At 68.1% G+C, this 20,304-nt stretch carries 18 protein-coding genes and 1 pseudogene; 5 read left to right on the top strand and 14 right to left on the bottom strand.

The window, feature by feature from the left end:
* Window positions 1-5: 5 nt before the first annotated feature.
* The 7 genes from GOALK_RS08675 to GOALK_RS08645 form a co-directional block, all read right to left on the bottom strand.
* The gene (locus GOALK_RS08675) at window positions 6-1,637 is read right to left on the bottom strand and encodes an acyl-CoA synthetase (RefSeq protein ID WP_006358427.1); all 1,632 of its coding nucleotides are present in this window, start codon (window positions 1,635-1,637) and stop codon (window positions 6-8) included.
* 82 nt (window positions 1,638-1,719) lie between these two features.
* Window positions 1,720-2,892, bottom strand: coding sequence for a lipid-transfer protein (locus GOALK_RS08670; protein WP_006358426.1), 1,173 nt, complete (start codon window positions 2,890-2,892; stop codon window positions 1,720-1,722).
* A complete protein-coding gene (locus GOALK_RS08665) occupies window positions 2,892-3,335 on the bottom strand; it encodes a MaoC family dehydratase (RefSeq protein ID WP_006358425.1) in 444 nt (147 codons plus the stop codon). Before GOALK_RS08665 ends, GOALK_RS08670 begins: the two co-directional genes overlap by 1 nt.
* A complete protein-coding gene (locus GOALK_RS08660; RefSeq protein WP_006358424.1) occupies window positions 3,332-4,384 on the bottom strand; it encodes a bifunctional MaoC family dehydratase N-terminal/OB-fold nucleic acid binding domain-containing protein in 1,053 nt (350 codons plus the stop codon). The genes GOALK_RS08665 and GOALK_RS08660 overlap by 4 nt, the downstream gene beginning before the upstream one ends.
* Window positions 4,381-5,544, bottom strand: coding sequence for an acyl-CoA dehydrogenase family protein (locus GOALK_RS08655; protein ID WP_006358423.1), 1,164 nt, complete (start codon window positions 5,542-5,544; stop codon window positions 4,381-4,383). Before GOALK_RS08655 ends, GOALK_RS08660 begins: the two co-directional genes overlap by 4 nt.
* Window positions 5,545-5,546: 2 nt before the next feature.
* Window positions 5,547-6,671, bottom strand: a complete 1,125-nt coding sequence (locus GOALK_RS08650; protein WP_006358422.1) for an acyl-CoA dehydrogenase family protein — start codon at window positions 6,669-6,671, stop codon at window positions 5,547-5,549.
* A gap of 119 nt (window positions 6,672-6,790) precedes the next feature.
* Window positions 6,791-8,977 (bottom strand): acyl-CoA dehydrogenase family protein, encoded by a 2,187-nt coding sequence (locus GOALK_RS08645; protein WP_040004075.1) that lies wholly within the window; start codon window positions 8,975-8,977, stop codon window positions 6,791-6,793.
* A gap of 137 nt (window positions 8,978-9,114) precedes the next feature.
* Here GOALK_RS08645 and kstR point away from each other — a divergent pair, with 137 nt between their 5' ends.
* Window positions 9,115-9,765 (top strand): cholesterol catabolism transcriptional regulator KstR, encoded by a 651-nt coding sequence (gene kstR, locus GOALK_RS08640; RefSeq protein WP_005194416.1) that lies wholly within the window; start codon window positions 9,115-9,117, stop codon window positions 9,763-9,765.
* A gap of 7 nt (window positions 9,766-9,772) precedes the next feature.
* Here the strand turns inward: kstR and GOALK_RS08635 are convergent, their stop codons facing one another.
* The 5 genes from GOALK_RS08635 to GOALK_RS08615 all read right to left on the bottom strand — a co-directional run bounded on the left by GOALK_RS08635 (window position 9,773) and on the right by GOALK_RS08615 (window position 14,174).
* Window positions 9,773-10,255, bottom strand: a complete 483-nt coding sequence (locus GOALK_RS08635; RefSeq protein WP_006358420.1) for a MaoC/PaaZ C-terminal domain-containing protein — start codon at window positions 10,253-10,255, stop codon at window positions 9,773-9,775.
* A complete protein-coding gene (locus tag GOALK_RS08630; protein WP_006358419.1) occupies window positions 10,252-11,262 on the bottom strand; it encodes an alpha/beta hydrolase in 1,011 nt (336 codons plus the stop codon). The genes GOALK_RS08635 and GOALK_RS08630 overlap by 4 nt, the downstream gene beginning before the upstream one ends.
* Window positions 11,263-11,377: 115 nt before the next feature.
* Window positions 11,378-12,148, bottom strand: coding sequence for an SDR family NAD(P)-dependent oxidoreductase (locus tag GOALK_RS08625; protein WP_006358418.1), 771 nt, complete (start codon window positions 12,146-12,148; stop codon window positions 11,378-11,380).
* A 54-nt stretch (window positions 12,149-12,202) separates the two neighbouring features.
* Window positions 12,203-12,868 carry a crotonase/enoyl-CoA hydratase family protein gene (locus GOALK_RS08620; RefSeq protein WP_006358417.1) on the bottom strand — a complete coding sequence of 222 codons (666 nt, stop codon included), beginning with the start codon at window positions 12,866-12,868 and terminating at the stop codon, window positions 12,203-12,205.
* A 241-nt stretch (window positions 12,869-13,109) separates the two neighbouring features.
* Window positions 13,110-14,174 carry an enoyl-CoA hydratase/isomerase family protein gene (locus GOALK_RS08615; RefSeq protein WP_006358416.1) on the bottom strand — a complete coding sequence of 355 codons (1,065 nt, stop codon included), beginning with the start codon at window positions 14,172-14,174 and terminating at the stop codon, window positions 13,110-13,112.
* A gap of 47 nt (window positions 14,175-14,221) precedes the next feature.
* On the opposite strand from GOALK_RS08615, the gene GOALK_RS08610 reads away from it, so the two are divergent.
* Window positions 14,222-15,406, top strand: coding sequence for a CoA transferase (locus tag GOALK_RS08610; protein WP_040004074.1), 1,185 nt, complete (start codon window positions 14,222-14,224; stop codon window positions 15,404-15,406).
* Complete coding sequence (locus GOALK_RS08605) at window positions 15,403-16,812, top strand: amidohydrolase family protein (RefSeq protein ID WP_006358414.1); 1,410 nt, start codon at window positions 15,403-15,405, stop codon at window positions 16,810-16,812. The genes GOALK_RS08610 and GOALK_RS08605 overlap by 4 nt, the downstream gene beginning before the upstream one ends.
* An 8-nt stretch (window positions 16,813-16,820) precedes the next feature.
* Here GOALK_RS08605 and GOALK_RS08600 read toward each other — a convergent pair whose 3' ends face one another.
* Complete coding sequence (locus tag GOALK_RS08600) at window positions 16,821-17,513, bottom strand: SDR family NAD(P)-dependent oxidoreductase (RefSeq protein WP_006358413.1); 693 nt, start codon at window positions 17,511-17,513, stop codon at window positions 16,821-16,823.
* Window positions 17,514-17,576: 63 nt separating this feature from the next.
* On the opposite strand from GOALK_RS08600, the gene GOALK_RS08595 reads away from it, so the two are divergent.
* The gene (locus tag GOALK_RS08595; protein ID WP_006358412.1) at window positions 17,577-18,437 is read left to right on the top strand and encodes an alpha/beta fold hydrolase; all 861 of its coding nucleotides are present in this window, start codon (window positions 17,577-17,579) and stop codon (window positions 18,435-18,437) included.
* Window positions 18,438-18,441: 4 nt separating this feature from the next.
* Window positions 18,442-19,665: pseudogene (locus GOALK_RS08590) on the top strand (MFS transporter); the annotation flags it as partial.
* A 72-nt stretch (window positions 19,666-19,737) separates the two neighbouring features.
* Here the strand turns inward: GOALK_RS08590 and GOALK_RS08585 are convergent.
* Window positions 19,738-20,064 carry a hypothetical protein gene (locus GOALK_RS08585; RefSeq protein ID WP_006358410.1) on the bottom strand — a complete coding sequence of 109 codons (327 nt, stop codon included), beginning with the start codon at window positions 20,062-20,064 and terminating at the stop codon, window positions 19,738-19,740.
* Window positions 20,065-20,304 lie beyond the last annotated feature (240 nt).

The following is a 20,304-nucleotide window of genomic DNA, read 5'->3' as shown; positions in this document are numbered from 1 at the left end:
CCGGGTCAGACCGGTGCGCTCTCCTTGGCCGCGGCCGCCTTGGCCCAGCGGTAGTCGGCCTTGCCGGCCGGCGTGCGCTTGACCTCGTCGACGAACACGACGGTGCGCGGGACCTTGTAGCGGGCCAGGGTCTCGCGGCAGTGCTCCTGGATCTCCTCGAGCGACGGCTCCTCGGCACCCTCGGCGAGTGAGATCACCGCCGCGACCCGCTGGCCGTACTTCTCGTCGGGGACCGGGACGACCAGCGCGTCGGCGACCGCCGGATGGGCGTGCAGGGTGGCCTCGACCTCTTCGGCGTAGACCTTCTCGCCGCCGGTGTTGATGCATTGCGAGCCGCGGCCGAGGAACACGATCGAACCGTCGGCCTCGACGGTGCCCATGTCACCCAGGATCGAGATGCGGGTGCCGTCCGGCAGCGTCGGGAAGGTCTTGGCGGTCTTCTCCTCGTCCTTGTAGTAGCCGAGGGGAACGTTGCCGATGCGCGCGATGTACCCGACGTCGCCCGAGCCCGGCTCGATCTTGTTGAGACTCTCGTCGACGACCATCATGCGGTCGGTCGGCGGCACCTTCAGGTTGCCGTTGTCGTCCATCATGATCTCGCCGTCGTTGCCCGACTCGGACGCGCCGAAGTTGTCGCGCAGCACCAGATCCGGCTTCACCGCGAGCATCCGGTCACGCACATGCTGCGACCAGATCGCACCACCGGAGGTGATGGAGAACATCGACGACAGGTCGACGGAATCCTTCCGCTTCTCCAGCTCCTCGACCAGCGGCATGCCCATGGCGTCGCCGACGATGAGGACGATGTTGACCTTCTCCTTCTCGACCTCGGTGACGATGGCCTCCGGGTCGAAGTCGCGCTGGATCACCAGGCGGCCGCCGAGGGTGAAGAAGGTGAACAGCGAGTACGACGCCGCGCCGTGCATGAGCGGGGCCGCCAGCAGGAACGCGATCGACGGGAAATCCTTGACCGCCGTACCGATCTCCTCGAGATCTTTGCGGGGATCACCGTAGGGGTTGCCACCCGAGAGCGGCTTGCGGAAGAAGTCGTCGTGCTGCCACATGACGCCTTTGGGGTAACCCGTGGTGCCACCGGTGTAGAGCAGGTAGAGCTCTTCGCCGTTGCGTGGCTCGAAGTCGCGGTTGTCCGGCTTGGAGTCGGCCTCGGCGAAGGACACGATCTCGACGGTGCGTCCATCGGGCAGGTCTGCGACGGCCGCGGTGAGTTCCTCGACGACGTCACCGATGACGAACACCGTTCGGACGGTAGGCGTCTCGGCGAGCAGCGCGGCGACGCTGCGCTGGTGCTCGGGGAGTTCGACGATGATCGCGCGCGAATCGGAGTTGTCGAAGATGTACTGCAGCTCGGCGTTGGTGTACCGGTAATTGATGTTGACCGGCACCGCGCGGACCTTCAGCAGGCCGAGGAGGCTGGTGACGTGTTCGACGCTGTTCTTGAGGAACAGTGCGACGTTGTCGAAGGCGCCGATACCCGAACCCGAGAGCAGGTGTGCCACCTGGTTGGACAGCTTGTCGAGTTCGGCGTAGCTGATCTGGCGGCCCTGATAGCTGAGCGCGATCCGCTCGGGCACCGAATCGGCGACCGTCTCGAAGACATCGGCGAGGTTGAACTTCATTCTGCGCGCTCCTCGTTCTCAAGAGAGTTGTTGCACTGGACTGGCTGGTCGGGACTGATGTGGGTGGTGGCTGCGGTTCCGGTCATGCGGTGAGCACCAACCCGCTTGTGGGGACGCCCGTTCCGGCGGTGACGACGACCTTCTCGGCGTCGTCGACCTGGTTGACGGAGGTACCCCGGATCTGACGGACGGCTTCGGCGATGCCGTTCATGCCGTGGATGTAGGCCTCACCGAGCTGGCCACCGTGGGTGTTGAGCGGCAGGCGGCCGCCCACCTCCAGGGCACCGGGTTCACGGACGAAGTCCTTGGCCTCACCGCGTCCGCAGAAACCCAGCTCCTCGAGCTGGAGGAGCGTGTACGGGGTGAAGTGGTCGTACAGGACGGCCATGTCCATGTCCGCGGGACCGAGGCCGGACTGCGACCACAGCTGCCGTCCGACGAGACCCATCTCGGGCAGCGATGCCAGCTCGTCGCGGTAGTAGCTGGTCATGATGAACTGGTCGGCCGCGGAACCGGCTGCGGCCGCAGCGATCACGGCCGGTGTGTTCGGCAGGTCCTTGGCACGCTCGGCCGACACGATGACCAGCGCGACACCGCCGTCGGACTCCTGACAGCAGTCGAGCAGGTGCAACGGCTCGGCGATGTACCGGGAGTTCTGGTGGTCCTCCAGGGTGATCGGCTTCTCGTAGAAGAAGGCGTCTGGATTGACCGCGGCATGCTTGCGGTCGACGACCGCGATTCGGCCGAAATCCTCACTGGTGGCGCCGTAGTCGTGCATGTACCGCTGGGCGATCATCGCGACGAACGCCGCCGGCGTCGACAACCCGTGCGGGTAGCTGAAGGCGTTCTCCGTGCCCGAGGAGTTCTCCTGGTTGGCGACCGCCGAATTCACCTGTCCGAACCGCAGTCCCGACCGTTCGTTGAACGCACGGTAGGCGACGACGACGTCGGCGACCCCGGTCGCCACCGCCATCGCGGCCTGCTGCACGGTCGCGCACGCTGCGCCGCCGCCGTAGTGAATCCGCGAGAAGTAGGTCAGCTCGGGGATTCCGACGGCCCGGGCGACCGAGATCTCGCTGTTGGTGTCCATGGTGAACGTGACGAGTCCGTCGACGTCGGCCGGGGTCAGACCCGCATCGGCGATCGCCGCCGACACCGCCTCCGCCGCGAGCCGCAGCTCGCTCCGCCCGGAGTCCTTGGAGAACTCGGTGGCCCCGATGCCGGCGATAGCCGCCTGTCCGGACAACCCGCCCATCAGTGCCCCTCCCCTTGCGACGAACTCGAGGCACCCTCGCCGATGGTGAGGGTCACCGTCGAGATGACGTGCTTGCCCAGCGAATTGGTTCCGGTGACGGCGACCGTCAGCAGGCCGTCGTCGGCGACCTCGGTGACCTCACCGGTGAAGGTGACCGAGTCGTAGGCGTACCACGGCACGCCCAGTTTCAGTGAGATCGAACGGATTCGGGCGGTGGGTCCCGCCCAGTCGGTGACGAAGCGCTCGACCAGACCGGTGTCGGTCAGGATGTTGACGAAGATGTCCTTGGACCCCTTGGCCTGCGCGAGGTCGCGGTCGTGATGCACATCCTGGAAGTCGCGGGTGGCGAGTGCCGTCGCGACGACGAAGGTCGGGGTCGCTTCGATGACCAAAGGCGGCAGGGCGGTTCCGACGTTCACCGCCGGAGTGGCGACACTGGTCATGCTTCTCCCCCTTCGCTTGCCGGCTCCCAGGCGTACAGCGTCCACGCCGGCGTCCCCGCGTCGTCGCGGGCCGGGAAGTCCAGGAAGGTCACCCGCACCGGCATGCCGATCTCCACGTCCTCCGGTTCGACGCCACGCAGTTCTCCCAGCATCCGCACACCTTCGTCGAGCTCTACGAGGGCGACGACGAACGGCAGCTGCCGGCCGGGGACCTTGGGGGCACGATGGACCACATAGCTGTAGACGGTGCCGGTTCCCGACGCGACCACGTAGTCGGTCTCCGGCACCGAACCGTCGGCCTCGCGGGGCTTCCATGTCGCCGGGACCGGCGGGTGTCGCAGCGCGCCCTCGCCGTCGCGCTGGATGCGCAGCTCGTGTGCCGCCACGCCCTCCCAGAAGAAGGCGGTGTCGCGTGAGACGCTCGGCTTGAGCAACCGGGCCGGGTCGAGATCGTCGGGTATAGACGAAACCGGCTCGGGTGCAGCGTCCTTCGCGGCCGGGCGGAACTTGAGGATGCGGAACCGCATCTCCGCGACGACCTCGTCTACACCGTTCTCGTCAGGCACCGACCACACGTTGCGCGTGGTGAAGAACCAGCCCTCACCGAGCGCGGTGTTCTTGGGGCCGACGATCTCGATGAGTTCGGCCGACAACGACACCTGTTCGCCCGGCCGGATGTAGCGGTGGTACACGGTGTCGCAGTTGGTCGCGACCACCGAGGTGAAGCCCGCGTCGTCGAAGAGCTGTGTCGCGCGTCCGAGCGGATCGTCGGCCGTGCGTACGCCGTTGAGGCCGCGCATGGTCCACACCTGGGCCATCGCCGGCGGCGCCACCACGCCGGGGTGTCCGGCAGCGCGTGCCGCGGCATCGTCGACGTAGATGGGGTTCTCGTCGCCCATCGCCTCGACCCAGTTGTTGATCATCGGCTGGTTGATCGGATCGCGCCCACGCACCGGTGCACTCGCACCGTCGTCCATGATTGTCTGCGCGGCAGCGCGGATCGCCTCGTCTTCGGTCAATTCGGTACCGGTCAGCTCGGGGGTGCTCAACGCTTGGCCCTCGGGAGTCCGAGTCCGGCGGTGGCGATCATGTCGCGCATGACCTCGTTGACCCCGCCGCCGAAGGTGATGACGACGTGGCGCTTCTGCTGGACGTCGAGCCAGTCCACCAGGGCGGCGGTCTCCGGATCGGTGAAATCGCCGTAGCGGCCGATGATTTCGTTCGCCATCCGGCACACCGACTGGATGCGTTCGGTGGAGAACACCTTCGTCGCGGCGGCATCGGCCATGGAGATCGCCTCACCGGTGGAGGCGACCTGCCAGTTGAGCAGTTCGTTGATCCGGCCGTAGGCGTCGATGGTGGCCAGCGCCCGGCGCACGTCGGGATGCTTCGCGATCACGGTGCCGTCGGGACCCGGACGCTGCGTCCAGGCACGCAGTCGGGCCGCCAGACCGTCGATGCGTCCGGCCGGTCCGAGCATGACGCGCTCGTGGTTGAGCTGCGTGGTGATCAGCTTCCAACCGTCGCCTTCCTCGCCCACGCGCATCGTCACCGGGACCTTCACGTCCTGGTAGTAGGTGGCGTTCACGTGGTGGGCACCGTCGGCGGTGATGATCGGCGTCCAGCTGAACCCGGGATCCCTCGTGTCCACGATGAGGATCGAGATGCCCTTGTGCTTGGGCGCGTCCTTGTCGGTGCGCACGGCCAGCCAGATGTAATCGGCGTCATGCCCACCGGTGGTGAAGATCTTCTGGCCGTTGACCACGTAGTGGTCGCCGTCGAGCACTGCGGTGGTACTCAGCGACGCCAGGTCGGTACCGGCCTCGGGTTCGGTGTAACCGATGGCGAAGTGCACATCGCCGGCGAGGATCGCGGGCAGGAAGATGCGCTTCTGCTCCTCGGTCCCGTGGACCTGGAGGGTCGGACCGACGGTCTGCAGGGTGACCGACGGCAGCGGGACATCGGCCCGGACGGCCTCGTTGGTGAAGATCTGCTGTTCGATCTCCCCGAATCCCTTGCCGCCGAACTCCTTCGGCCAGCCCACGCCGAGCCAGCCGTCGTCGCCCATGCGCTTGATGACCTTGCGGTAGGTGGGCCCGTGCCGCTCGGTCAGCATGACCTTCGCTTCTTCCGGGGTCACCAGGTCGGCGAAGTACTCCCGGAGTTCCTCACGCAGCGCGCGCTGCTCGGGCGTCAGATCGATGAACATGCTCACCCCTGTACTCGGTCGGCCGGGGCAGTGCCCTCGGTGATGTCGGCGAGTTCGTCGAGCCGCACGGCGGCCCCACCCACCAGGCGGGCGAGGTCCTTGGCGACGGAGAAGTACCGGTGCAGCGGGTAGGTGATGTCTACGCCGATTCCGCCGTGCAGGTGGGTCATCGCCCGCAGGGTCGGCGGGATCTCCTCGGCGAGCCAGTACGCGGCGACGCCGAGATCGGTTGCAGCGTCGAGGCCTTCGGACAGTCGCCACGCGGCAGCGGTGGTGGACAGGTCCATCGAGCGACCGACGACGTAGATGTCGGCGAGCTGCTGACCGACGGCCTGGAACAGTGCGATCGGCTTGCCGAACTGTTCGCGCGTCGAGACGTGGTCGGCGGTGAGCCGGGTGGCCCCGGCGACGAGACCGTCGGCGTAGGCACACAGCGCGAGCCGGTACCGGTCGCGCAGGACCGACAGCTCACGACTGACGACATCGGCATCGTCGACGGCGACGTCGTCGAAGGTGACCGTGTACTCGCCCCAACCGCTCGACGACGGGGTGCGCGTGAGCGTGACACCGTCGGCCGTCGGGGAGATGGCCACGACGCCGGCGTCGGACGTGACGAGCAGGACCGAGGCACCCTCGGCGTGCAGGACCCCGACCTTCGTGCCGTTGAGGCGACCGCCACGGACACTGGTCTGCGGAGTCGGCGTCAGCGGGTCGCCGTGTTCACCGATCGCGATGGCGGCCCAGCGCCCGGCGGTCAGGGACTCGCCCCAGCGCGACCATACGTCCGCACCGTTCCCGGCGGCCTCGGCGAAGACGAGCGCGGCGGTCAGGGTGCCGAGCGCGGGGGTCACCGCGGCGGCTCGCCCCATCCGTCGGAACAGCGGCAGCAGCCCCGCCTCGTCGACGTCGTCACCGTCGCGGTCGGCCGGCAACGGCAACGCGAGCAGCCCGGCGTCGACGAGCGCCTGCCAGGTCTCGGTGTCGAAGCCACCGATCTGATCACCTGCTCCCGACCCACCGGAATCCCGCCTGCCGAAGGTCGACTCCCAGTCGGGTTGTCGTCGTGCGAACACGTCCTCCGCGACGTCGCGAACCGCGATCGCCGTGCCGTCCAGGGCAAAGTCCACCCTGCGTCTCCTCACCGTGCGCGAACTACAGAACTAGAACTTGTTCTAGTTGTATCAGAGTCGGCGCATCAGAGGGTAGAGATCCGGCTTTATCTGCGGTTTCGCGCAGCCGCGACCGGTCAGCCGCGCGGCAAACCGAGAATGCGTTCCGCCGCCGCGGTCTTGAGAATCTGGGTCGTTCCACCGGCGATCGACAGACAGCGGTTCTGCAGCACCGCGTCGGACGCATCGGTGGCCGCCAGGCCCTGCACGCCGAGGAGCCGCAGGGCGAGATCGGGCACCGACTGGCGGTGCTGCACACCGATCAATTTGCGGACGCTGGACAGCGCACCCGGGTCGAGTCCGGCGAGCTGCTGGGTGGCGGCACGGGCGTCGAGGACCCGACCGACATGTGCGTCGGCGAACTGGCTGCCGAGTGCCACCCGTTCGGCGTCGGAGAGGTCGCGCGTCATGCCCTGCACCTGACGCAGCAGCGACTCCATCTCCTTGCCGAGCCCGGACCCGCCCATCGCCACGCGTTCGTTCGCGAGGGTCGTGCGGGCCAACCGCCAGCCGTTGTTCACCTCGCCGACCATGCAGTCGTCGGGCACGACGACGTCGTCGAGGAAGACCTCGTTGAAGTTGGCGCGACCGGTCAGCTCGCGGAGCGGCCGGATGTCGATGCCCGGCGAGGACATGTCGACGAGGAAGTAGGTGATCCCCTTGTTCTTGGGGGCCTCGGCGTCGGTGCGCGCCAGACAGATGGCCCACTGCGCGTTGTGCGCCTGCGAGGTCCAGATCTTCTGACCGGACAGGCTCCAGCCGCCGTCGACGCGCTCCGCCTTGGTACGCAGCGCGGCGAGGTCGGAACCGGCCTCCGGTTCGCTGAACAGCTGGCACCAGACGATCTCGCCGGCGAGGGTCGGGGCGACGAAGCGTTCGCGCTGCGCGTCGGTGCCGTGGGACAGGATCGTCGGAATCGCCCAGGCGCCGATGACGAGGTCGGGCCGGACGACGCCGGCCGCGTCGAGTTCGGTGTCGATGAGCAACTGCAGGGCCGCATCGGCACCGAGTCCGTACGGCGCCGGCCAGTGCGGGGTGAGGTAACCGGTCTCGGCGAGGACGCGCCGCTGGTCGTCGGCGTCGGCCGCCGCGATGCGTGCGACCGTCTCGCGGACCTCGTTCCGCTTGTCCTCGACCTGCGACAGGTCGAGGGCGAAGCGCCGGCGTGCACCGGCGAGCCCGCGGTCGGCGAGCGCGGTGGCGGCATCGTGCGCATGGTCCAGAGCCGCCTGCGCGGCGAGTGCGGACCGCAGGTAGAGATGCGCGTCGTGTTCGAAGGTGAACCCGATCCCGCCGAGCACCTGGATGCAGTCCTTGGCCGTGGCAGCGGGCGCCTGGGCCACCACGACGTCGGCGGCGAGCCGGCTGATCTCGAGTTGTTCTCGCGCAGAGGCGAGTTCGTCGGAGGAGGCGTTGAGCACCTCGTCGACCGCACCGGCCACGTCCCATGCGACGGCCGTGACCTCTTCGCTGCGGCAGAGCATCTCGGCACAGATGTGCTTGATCGCCTGGAACGATCCGATCGGCGCACCGAACTGTGTGCGGACCTTGGCGTAGTCGACCGCGGTGTCGAGGGTCCAGCGGGTGACGCCGCTCTGATACGCAGCAAGCGTCGCCGACAGCAGCCCCTCGACGAGCGGCGCATCGGGTAGTTCGACGAGGTCGTCGGCGGTGACACCGGTCAGGCGCACGCGGGCCACTGAGGTGGTGCCGTCGAGCGGGGTCTCCGGCGCGATGTCGGCGCTGCCGACGTTCGGCGGGAGGATCCACCAGCGACCCTCGCGACCGGGGACGTCGAGCGCCGCGAGGACCGCGACACCCTCGGAGTAGCCGCCGACGAGCCCGAGGTCGATGGCGTCGGACAGCGGTGCGGCCGCCCCGCCGGCGTGGCTCGCGACCGGCGTCACGATGGGTAGCGCACCTTCGAGAACCTGGTCGAGGAGCGCCTGCGCCCGGGCATCGGCGCTGGTGGACAGCGCGATAGCAGCGGTCACCGTCGGGACGACGGGCCCCGGGACCAATTCGATGCCGCACTGCTCGACCATCGCCGCCACGTCGACGAATCCCGCCCCGAGACCACCGGACGCCTCCGGCACCGCGGCCGCGAACACACCGAAGTCCGCGAGCTGACCGAACAGCTGTGTCCACTGGTCGCGCGGCTTGTCGAGGTCGGAACGGACGAGTTCGGTCACCTTCGCGGCGCGCGCCCAGGACTCGATACTGTGGCATACGGCTTGTTGTTCGGGAGACGTGGCGATTGTCACGAGTGATCCTCTGTATGTCGAGTTGTGAGGAATAATTAGAACCTGTTCTAATATGCCATGGGTGGAGGTGATCGGGTAGCCACCCGTGAATCCCCCGCCTCCCCGGTCGCCGATCACGTGAGGATGTCCGTACACACATGGCCCGCTCTGCACCAGGCAACGCCGCGGTCGACGCCCCAGCGGGGGCCGCAACCCCTGCCGCGTCGCCCGAAGCCGGTTCCACCGCGCAGCGCGAACGCCGCCGCCGCATCCTCGACGCGACGCTCGCTCTGGCCTCCAAGGGCGGTTACGACGCCGTCCAGATGCGCACCGTCGCCGACAAGGCCGACGTCGCGGTCGGCACGCTCTACCGCTACTTCCCGTCCAAGGTCCACCTGCTGGTGACCGCACTGGCGCGCGAGTTCGAACGCGTCGAGTCGAAGGTCGACCGCTCACAACTGCGGGGCGACACCGCGATCGACCGCCTGCGCCACGTACTGGACATGATCACCTTCGCGATGCAGCGCGACCCGCTGCTCACCGAGGCGATGACCCGCGCCTTCATGTTCGCCGACGCGTCGGCGACCGCCGAGGTCGATCAGGTCGCCGGCATCATCGACCGGCTCCTCGCCGGTGCCATCGTGGGCGTGGGCGAACCCACCGAAGAGGATCTCGCGATCGCGCGCGTGCTCTCCGACGTGTGGATGTCGAACCTCGTGCAGTGGCTGACCCGACGCGCGTCGGCCACCGACGTCACCAATCGCCTCGAGCTCACGGTCCGGCTGCTGCTGAAGGACCGCGCCAACTGAGCTGAATTCAGTCGTCCCGGTCGGCCGGCAGAGGGGTGCCGGCCGGCCGAGCGTGTACGTACGCCTCTACGACGGTCCGCATCACCGGCTTCCCGGCGTCGTTCACCACTTCCGACGTCGACCTGACGAGCGCGCGATTGCGGTCGTCGAAGTCGACGGCGTCGATGGTCAGCGAACCGGTCAACGTGTCACCGGGACGCACCGGCCGGAGGAACACGACATCGGCAAGTCGCTTGCCCGCGATGACCTTCCAGCGATACAGGACCCCGGTCACCGCGAGCTTCTGATAGATCGACATCGTGTGCAGACCACTGGCGATCAGCCCGCCGTAGACGCCGGCCTCGGCCGCGGCCTTGTCGGTGTGGAAGTCCTGCGGGTCCCAGGTGCGGGCGAAGTCGAGCAGTTCGTCCTCGGTCACGTGGTGAGTGCCGAAACGGAACACCTGTCCGGCCTCGAGATCGTCAGCCCACAATCGGTCGGCTTCGCTCACTTCAGATCTTTGGCGATCATCGGCCAGGTGGTCTTGAGATCGCGTTCCCAGTAACCCCAGGAGTGGGTGCCGTCAGGCCGGAACAGCACCGTGTGCGGAACCTTCAGCGCGCGCATACGCTGCGCCATCTGCTTGGTGCACTCGTTGACGGCGGCTTCGATGACTCCGCCGAGGATCACCTGGTTGGCCAGCGTCGCCGGGTCTCCGGCGACCAGCGGGGCCTCGAGGCGGTCGTACCAGCCGGGGAGGCCGGTGCCGCTGGTCATGTAGACCTTGGTGCCCCGCAGCTTCGCGGCGTTGACGTACGGGTCGTTCTTGCGCCATCCCGACGAGTTGATCGGACCCCACATGTTGTCGACGTTGCCCATGCCGCGGTCGGCGACGACCATCCGGATGTAGGTCTGCCCCAACGGATCACTGGTTCGGGCGCAACCGCTGTAGGCTGCCACCGACTTGTAGAGCCGCGGTGCGGAGATGGCGAGGTTCAGCACGGAGGTGCCGGCCATCGAGATGCCCGCGATCGCGTTCTTGCGAGTGGTGTTGAACTCCCTGTCCACCAACGGCGGGAGTTCCTTGGTCAGGAACGTCGTCCACTTGTTGCGGCCGAGCACCGGGTCGTCACGCTGCCAGTCGGTGTAGTACGAGAACGCACCGCCGATGGGCGTCACGACGTTGACCTGCTTGTCGCGGAAGAACTTCGAGTACTGCGTCTTCGCCGCCCAGGTCGCCGAGTCCTCGCCGCCGCCGGCACCGTTGAGGAGGTATAGGGTCGGGCGTGGCTTGGTGAGGTCCTTGGGGCGCAGGACGTTGACCGGGACCAGCCGGCGCATCGCGGCCGAGTAGACGATCAGCGTCGTCTGCTGGGCCGAGTCGTGGATGACGGTGTCGATTCGTGCGCGATTGGGGTCGGGTGCCGGCGCAGCAAGAGCCGCCGGCGCCCATCCGGTCGCCGCAACCGCGACGGCACACGCGACGACAGCCAGTCGCCTCTTCCACGAGGAACGCACCAATAGCCCCTTTGGTTAACAATGTTCTCAGACTTAACAAAGGTAACCGGGATCGACGGAGCACCCCAAGCCGAGACGGTCGTCGTTGTGCTTTTGTGATGTGCGGCAGGCCCGGTCAGCGTGGCTGGAACCGCTGAGCACCGTCGAGGCGCACGATCTCTCCGTTGATGTAGTTGTTCTCGAGCAGGTGTTGCGCCAGCGCGGCGAATTCGTCGGGAAGACCGAGGCGCTTGGGGTAGGGCACGCCGGCGGCGAACTTGGTGAGCGCCTCCTCCCCCATCGACTCCATGATCGGCGTCCGCATCGTGCCGGGGGCGATGGTGTTCAGGCGCACGGCAACCGAGCCGAGGTCGCGCGCGCCGGACAGGGTGAGACCCAAGACCCCGGCCTTGGCGGCGGCGTAGGCGGTCTGGCCGACCTGCCCCTCGTAGCCGGCGATCGAGCTGGTCATCACGATCGCGCCGCGCTCCCCGGAATCCTTGGGTTCACCGGCCGCCAACTTGGCCGCGGTCAGCCGCAGGACGTTGTAGGTGCCGGTGAGATACAGGTTGAGGGTCTTGACGAACCCCTTCATCTCGGCGGGCGAGCCGTCGCGGCCGACGATCTTCTGTGCCACACCGAATCCGCCGTGCGCGATGACCGCGTAGCGCAGCTCGCCGAGTTCCCCCGCCTGCTCGAGCGCGGCGTTCACGGAGTCGTCGTCGAGCACGTCGGTGCGCGCATAGATCGCCCGCTCCCCCAGCTCTTCCGCGAGTTCCTTCGCCGGCTGGTCGGCCAGATCGGCGATCACGACCGACGCACCGGCGGCGTGCAGCCGACGCACCGTCGCCGCACCGAGTCCACCTGCACCGCCGGTGACGACCGCGACTTCACCCTCGAACGACATCTGTTCTCCTCACATCGATTTCACGTGCTGATCGGTTGGGCACATGCAGTTGACTCAGGCGCCGGTCCACTCGGGCTTGCGCTTCTCGGCGAACGCGCGGGCGCCCTCGATCGCATCTTTCGAGGTGAAGACCGGCGCGAGCAGGCGACCCTGGCGGTCCCACTTCTCGTCGTCGCTCCACGATTCCGACTCGGCGATGATCCGCTTGGTGACCGCGACGGCCAGTGGACCGTTCTCGGTGATGCGTTCCGCCAGCGCCAATTCGAGGGCCTTCTGGTACGGGATCTTCTTGGGCAGCCGGAGAAGTCCACCGGCGCCCGCGACGAGGCCGCGCTTGACCTCGGGGATGCCGAACTTCGCCGACTTCGACGCGACGACGAGGTCGGTCGCGAGAACCAGCTCGGTTCCGCCCGCGAGTGCGTAGCCCTCGACGGCGGCGATGACGGGCTTGGCCGGCGGCTTCTGTGTGAAGCCCAGACCGCGACCCTCGATGGCAACCGACTCGCCGGCCGCGAAGGCCTTCAGATCCATTCCCGCGCAGAAGTTCCCGCCCGCGCCGGTCAGGATGGCGACCGACAGCTCCGGACTGTCGTCGAGCTCGTCCATCGCGTCGGCGAGCGACTGGCTCACTTCGTGGTTGATCGCGTTGCGCGCCTGTGGCCGGTTGATCGTGATGACGAGGATGCGCCCCCGGCGCTCCACGAGAACTGCGTCGGACATGTGTCGCTGACCCCTCACCGATTTTCGACGATCGCTGCGGACGCGCTCACGCGAAATCGGGCGGCGTCGGCCGCAGCTCGGGGGTCATCGTAAGCAGAGACCGGTCGCCGAATGGGGAAAATGAACCAACTGAGTTAGACAAGTTCCACGACCCCGTCCGCAAACCCACCCCTTTTCCGTAAACCCACTACCCGGCTAGGGGGTGGAAATACGGAAAAGGGGTGGGTCTGCGGGAACGGGTCTACTCCCGGATCTCGTCGACCAGTCCCCAGTCCAGTGCCTGCTGGGCGTCGATCTCGGCACCTGTGACGAACAGGTACAGCGCACGCCACCGTCCGATGCGCCGGGGAACGCTCACGGTTCCGCCCGCTCCAGGGATGAGGCCCATCGCCACCTCTGGGAGGCGGATGCGGGTGTCCGGCGCGGCGACGATGTGCCCGGCGAAGGCGGGGATCTCGATACCCGCGCCGACGCAGTGCCCGTGCAGCCGGACTTCGACTTTGTCAGCCAGCGTGGACACCAACCGGCCGGCCCCACCGCGCGTGCGGATCAGATGGGCGGTCGACGAGTCGGGCATGTGGCCGAACTCGTCGAGGTCGCCGCCGGCACAGAAGGAGCTGCCCGCGCCGTCGATGATGATGCGGTCGATCGAGTCGTCGAGGACCGCGAGGCGCAACGCCTCCACGAGCGCGTCTCTCCGGGCCGTCCCGTACGCGTTACGGCGTCCGGGCCGGTTGAGGGTGATCCGCAGGGTTCCGGCCTGTCGGTCCAGCAGCACCGGGTCGACGGCGGGCGGTGGAAGAGGTCGTCCTTTCGCTCGACGCGCCTCCAGCCACCGACCGAACTCGTCGCCGCCCTGGAGTGTCGAGTAGCCCAGCGATTCGATGTCGATGGCCGGCACGGGGTCGAGCGGTTCGGCGGCACGCACGATCTGCGCGCCGACGAGGGATGCCTGCGGGCAGCGCGAGACGGCATCGGTGAACACTGCGACAGCCGCGTCGACGTCGTCGGCGGCCACCACACTCCGGTGGCCGGTTCCGGTCGGGGCACAGGTGAGATCGAGTGCCTCCAGCAGCGGGTTCAGCGCGTCGTCGAGCGGGCCCGTCGCAGTTCCCATCAGGATCACGTCCGACGCCGAGGCACGGTCGACGGCCCGGGTCAGGTCACCGTCGGTCACGCCATCCGCGGTGTCGAGGTCCACCAGCACCAGCGGGAGTGAGACAGCGGCACCATCCCCGAACAGGCCTCCGCCGCCGACGACCGGTTCGGCGGCGAGATCGGCGATCGAGATACGGCGGGCGTGCACGGCAGTGAACCTCCTGAGCTTTACCTGCGGACGGTAGCATTTCGCCCGTGTCCAGCCCTGCGTCCCATGATCCGGTGCGCGCCTGGGCGGAGAGCGGGATCCCGCATCTCACCGGTAGGCCCGACGGCCCGCCGCTCATTCCGCCCGGCCATGCCGCGGCACGGGCGCGCGAACTCACCGACTGGATCCGCACGGCAAGCGCCGGAGCGGTCGACGTCGACGGTGCCGCACTACTGGGAGAGCGCGCGGCACTGACGGGTCACCGCCGCCAGGGAGACCTCACCCCGGGCGGATCGGGGCGTCTGCTTCCCGCATCGGACGGCTGGGTCGCGGTGAGTTGCGCACGCCCAGACGACCCCCTCCTGCTGGGCGCGCTGATCGAAAGCGAGGTCACCGAGGACGATCACTGGCCGAAGGTCGCCGCCTGGCTCGCCGGACACTCCCGAGCAGACTTCGACGAACGTGCTGCACTGTTGGGCATCGCGGGCGGCGGTGTCGCACATGGCGCCGCGATCGCTGACGCAGCGCGTGACGCATTGCGGCCGAACGGTGTTCCCCGTCCGGTCGACGGTCTGCTCGTCGTCGATTTCAGCGCCCTCTGGGCCGGGCCACTGTGCGCACACCTGCTGGGTCTCGCGGGAGCGCGGGTGGTGAAAGTCGAGACACCGCAACGTCCGGACGGCGCGCGACGCGGAAACCAGGACTTCTACCGATTGCTCCACGACGGCCACGAATCCGCCGTGCTCGACCCGTCCATCGCCGCTGAACGCGAAGCGCTTCACCGACTCGTGGCCGCGGCCGACATCGTGATCGAGGCATCCCGACCACGAGCGCTACGCGGATTCGGTCTGCGCGCCGAGGATTTCGTCGCCAACGGGATCACCTGGCTGTCCATCACCGCGGCCGGACGCGACTCCCACCGGATCGGCTTCGGCGACGACATCGCAGCCTCGGCGGGTCTGGTCGCCGCCGACGACGCGGGCCCGATGTTCGTGGGCGATGCGATCGCCGATCCGTTGGCCGGTCTGACCGCCGCCGCGCTGGCAATGTGCGAGCCCGGCAACGGGACACTGTGGGATATCTCCATGCGCGCCACGGTCGCCTCGACCCTCGACGGTCCACCGTCCCCGCCCACGCGTCGCGACGGCGATCAATGGGTGGTCGACACCAGTTCCGGCACAGTGCCCCTCGATCCACCCCGAGCACGCGCCGGCGGTGGAGGAACCCGATGAACGGCAACCTGTTCCGTGGGGTGTCACTCCCCGAGGGCATCCGCGACGTGGCCGTGGACGACGGCATGATCACCACGGTCGGCGTGGACCTCACGGGCGACGCGATAACGGGATTCGACGTCATCGACGCCGACGGCGGTGCACTCATCCCGGGTCTCCACGACCATCACATCCACCTCCACGCGCTGGCTGCGGCCTCGGCGTCGGTACAGTGTGGTCCACCCCAGGTAACCAGCGTCGGCGATCTCGGCGCCGCCCTGGACCGCGCCCCCGACACCTCCGGCTGGGTCCGCGGCATCGGCTATGTGGAGACCGTTGCCGGACTTCTCGATTCCGCCGCCCTCGATCAGCTCCACGCCCGCCGGCCGGTCCGCATCCAGCACCGCAGCGGAGCGGTGTGGTTCCTCAACACCGCAGCCGCCGTGGGCGTCGGGTTGCGGACCGCCGATCATCCCGGCGTCGAGCGAGACGACTCCGGAGCACCGACCGGGCGGGTGTGGCGCGCCGACGACTGGCTTCGGGAGCGGATGGGGCACGCCCGGCCGCCGGATCTGAAACACGTCGGTTCCGAACTGGCCCGATACGGCATCACCGGGGTCACCGACGCCACGCCGAACCTGTCCGACGAGTCCCTCATCGCGCTCGTCTCCTCGCACACGAACGGAGCAGTGCCACAACGACTTCACCTGCTGGGCGTCCCACTCGACGCGACACCCGACCTCCCACCGACCGTGACCGTCGGCCCGTTCAAGATCGTCCTCGCCGACTCCGACCTCCCCGACTTCCCAACCCTGTGCGACCAGATCCACACCGCGCATTCATGGGGCCGCGGCGTCGCCGCGCACTGCGTCACCCGGGAAGCGCTGCTCCTCCTGCTCGCGGCCCTCGACGAGGTCGGCAGCCACCCGGACGACCGGATCGAACACGGCGCGATCATCGCCGCAGACACCGTCGAGGAGCTGCACCACAGGCAGATCCCCATAGTCACCCAACCCGGCTTCATCACCGCGCGGGGCGACGACTACCTGGATCGCCTCGACACCTCCGATGTCGCCGACCTGTACCGCTGCGCATCACTCGTCGAACGCGATGCACCCGTCGCGATGTCGAGCGACGCCCCCTACGGACCGGTCGATCCATGGACGGTGATCGCCGCTGCCGCAACCCGTCTCGCACCAGACGGCCGCACCATCGGCGCCGACGAACGGGTCAGCCGCGGAACAGCATTGGGTCGCTATCTGACGCCGCTGAGCACCCCGGGCGCAGCGCCACGGACGGTCCGTCCCGGTGAACCCGCCGACCTCGTCCTACTCGACGACACCCTCGAATCCGCGCTACGGACAGGCGCGGATTCCGTGCGCTGCACAATGATCCGCGGGCGCATGGCGTACCGGCGTGGGGAGTGAGCCGATTGTCAGCCGACGCCGGGCACCGGGACCTGCGCACCCGTCACCGCGGCGGAGGCGTCGGACACCAGGAAGGCGACGGTCTCGGCGATCGCCTCCGGCGACACCCAGCCCTTGCGGGACGAATCCGGCTGGCTCTCACGGTTGCCCGGGGTGTCGATCACCGACGGCAAGATCGCGTTGGCCCGGACGGCGTCGTCCTTGTACTCCGCGGCGAGGGCGCTGATGAACGCCCAAACGGCGGCCTTGGACGTGATGTATCCGGCGGCACCGGAGAACGGTGCGAACGCGGCCTTCGCCGACACTCCGACGATCGATCCGCCGCCGGCGTCGATCAGCTTCGGGATCGCCGCCGCGGACAGCAGATACAGCGGACGCAGGTTGAGGCGGAGCAGTCGCTCGAACTCGTCGACCGGGGTCGCGTCCACACGCTCCCCCATCGCGAACCCGCCGACCAGATTGACCACGGCCTTCACCGGAGCCGACGGATCACCTGCCGCAGCGGCGACGACCTCGGCCACCGACGACTCGTCGAACAGATCGGCCTGGAGAGCGACCAGTCGATCGGAGTCGGGAAGGCGCGACAGCTCGGCCTCGACGACCCACGGCACCACCACACGCCAACCGTCGTCGAGCAGTTTCCTCGTGACCGCGGAACCCAATCCGCCCGTACCGCCCGACACGATCACCGTTTGCACCATCACCCGATCCGTCCAGTCTGATTGTGTGTATTCATCTCACCCTATGCGTGAAAGGCTATGCCGATGAGCACGAACGTCACCGCGGACGCTCCGGAGTGGTTCCGCACAGCAGTCGAAACGGAACCCGAGCACTCGTCGATCATCGTCCACGGTGCGCGGATCACCTATCGCTGCTGGGGTGAACCCGGCGCCCCCGGCCTGATCCTGGTCCACGGTGGTGCGGCCCACGCCGGATGGTGGGACCACATCGCCCCGCGGTACGCGCAGGACCGTCGCGTCGTCGCCCTCGATCTGTCCGGACACGGCGACAGCGACTGGCGCGACGCCTACAGCCTGGGCATCTGGGCCGACGAGGTCGCCGCGGTCGCCACGGCTGCCGAAGCGACCACCGACGCAGTCCTCGTGGGGCACAGCCTGGGCGGGCTCGTGGGCATCCGGACGTCGGCCGCCCACCCCGATCTCACCGAGCACCTCGTGCTCGTCGACTCCCGCATCCTCGACGCCGAGATGCTCGACGAGATCCAGCGAAACCAGCCCGAGGAAGGCATTCCCCGAGGCAGCAAGCACTACCCGTCACCCGAGGCGGCCCTCGAACGGTTCCGGCTCGTGCCCGACCACCCGAGCCTCGACTACGCCAGGACCCACGTGGCGCGGCAGTCGGTCGTCCGCGACGACGACGGCTGGCGGTGGAAGTTCGACCGCGGATTCGCCGACGAACTGACCGATCTCCCCTCGCACCCGCCGAGTAGCTGCCGGCTCAGCGTCGTCTACGGCGAACACGGGGTCGTGACCCCGGCGATGATCGACATCGTCACCGCCGGCCTCGACGAACCGGCACGCGTCGTCGAACTCGCCGGCGCCGGTCATCACATCCCGCTCGAACAGCCCCTCGCATTGATGGACGTGATCGACCACGTCCTCTGATTCGCGTGACAGCGTCTTCGCGTCGCTGCACATCCCCAACTACCGGATCTTCTTCGCCGGTATGACGGTGTCGATGACCGGTTCCTGGATGCAGGCAACCGCCCAGGCCTGGCTGGTGTTGACGTTGAGCGGGTCGGCATCGATTCTCGGCCTGATCGTCGCGCTGCAGGCACTGCCCGTTCTCCTGATCGGCCCGTATGCCGGTGTCATCGCCGACCGCGTCGACCGTCGGCGACTGCTCACGATCCTTCAGGCGATGATGGGCTTGCTTGCGGCGGTGCTGGCCGCGCTCGCCCTCGCCGGAGTCGTGGCGGTGTGGCATGTGGCGATCCTGGCGGTACTGCTCGGCCTCGGACACGCCTTCGAGCAACCCGCGCGACAGGCGTTCATCCACCAGATCGTCGGGAAATCGCTGATCCGCAATGCTGTCACGCTGAACTCGGTGATGGTCAACGCCGCTCGCGCCGTCGGTCCAGCCGTCGCCGGTGTCATCCTCACACTCGTCGGCGCGGGTTGGTGTTTCGCGATCAACGCGGTCAGTTTCGTCGCGGTGGTCGCCTCGCTGATCGCGCTCGACAGCACGAAGATCACCCAGGAGACCCCGGTTCCCCGTGCGAAAGGCCAGCTGCGCGAGGGTATCCGCTACGTCCGCGGCATCCCCTCGCTGTGGATTCCGCTCGCCACGATGGCGCTGGTCGGCACTCTGGCCTACAACTTCCCGGTCACCCTGACGGCCGCCGCGGACTTCGTCTTCGACGGCGGCCCACAGGCTCTCGGTTTCATGACCTCGGCCATGGGTGTCGGCGCGGTGGTCGGCGGTCTGGTCGTCGCGGCGCGCGGCACCATCGGCCTGCGGCCGCTCACGCTGGCCGCCTTCGGATTCGGCATCACGATCGCCGCGGCCGCGCTGGCACCTGATCTGATCACCGCCATCTGCGCGCTGTTCCTGGTGGGCTGGCTGAGTGTGACGTTCATGTCGACCGGCAACGCCACCCTGCAGCTCAACGCCGAACCGCAGATGCGGGGACGCGTCATGGCCCTGTGGTCGGTGGCGTTCATGGGATCGACGCCGATCGGCGGTCCACTGATCGGCGCGGTCATCGAGGCCACCAATCCGCGTGTCGGCCTGGGCGTCGGCGCGGCCGCGTGTCTGGCCGCCGCGTTGCTGGCCTTCGTCGCCGACCGCAGAAGCCGACCGCGCCCGGGGCCCGAACCTGTCACCGACTGACCGGTGAAACGCCTTGCAGCCGGTCAGCTGTGCTGACCGGCTGCGTGCGGGGGCTCGGGACTCAGAGGCGGGTCAGACGGCGTCGCTTCCGTCGATGCTCCCGAAGTCGCCGACCGAGACGTTGCCCTGATCGTCGACGGCGGTGTCGAAGGTGCCGTCGCAGTCGGTGTCGGCGACCGCGATGTCGGTGTAGCCGTCGCCGTCGCTGTCCGCCTCGATCAGGTCGATCTGGCCGTCGGCATTGGTGTCGTAGGCGATCGAATCGGCCGAGCCGTCACCGTCGGTGTCGAGGACGGCGTCGGTGGTGCCGTCACCGTCGATGTCGGCGAGGGCGGCGTCGACGAGGCCGTCGCCATTGGTGTCGACCAGGACTGCGTCTGCGGGGATCTGGGTGCTCATGGGTTGTTCCTTTCGTGGTGTCCGACAGTGCGGGCTGTTCGCTGCGTTCGAATACTTGGAGCGGGTGCGGGCCGGGAATGTTCCCGGCGATCCAGGAGTCGTTCGGATGGCCGATGCCCCGCCGCGTGTGCCGACGACATGCCTCTTTCGACGAATCACCCCCACCGTCTCAGTCCGGCCGTTAGCGTGACTCAGGTCACGATCGGAGGGGCGATGACGCCAGATCGATGGAATGTGTCC

Origin of the sequence: Gordonia alkanivorans NBRC 16433 (assembly GCF_000225505.1) — a bacterium.
GTDB classification, from domain to species: Bacteria; Actinomycetota; Actinomycetes; order Mycobacteriales; family Mycobacteriaceae; genus Gordonia; species Gordonia alkanivorans.
This window is presented reverse-complemented; position numbering and strand designations above follow the sequence as displayed.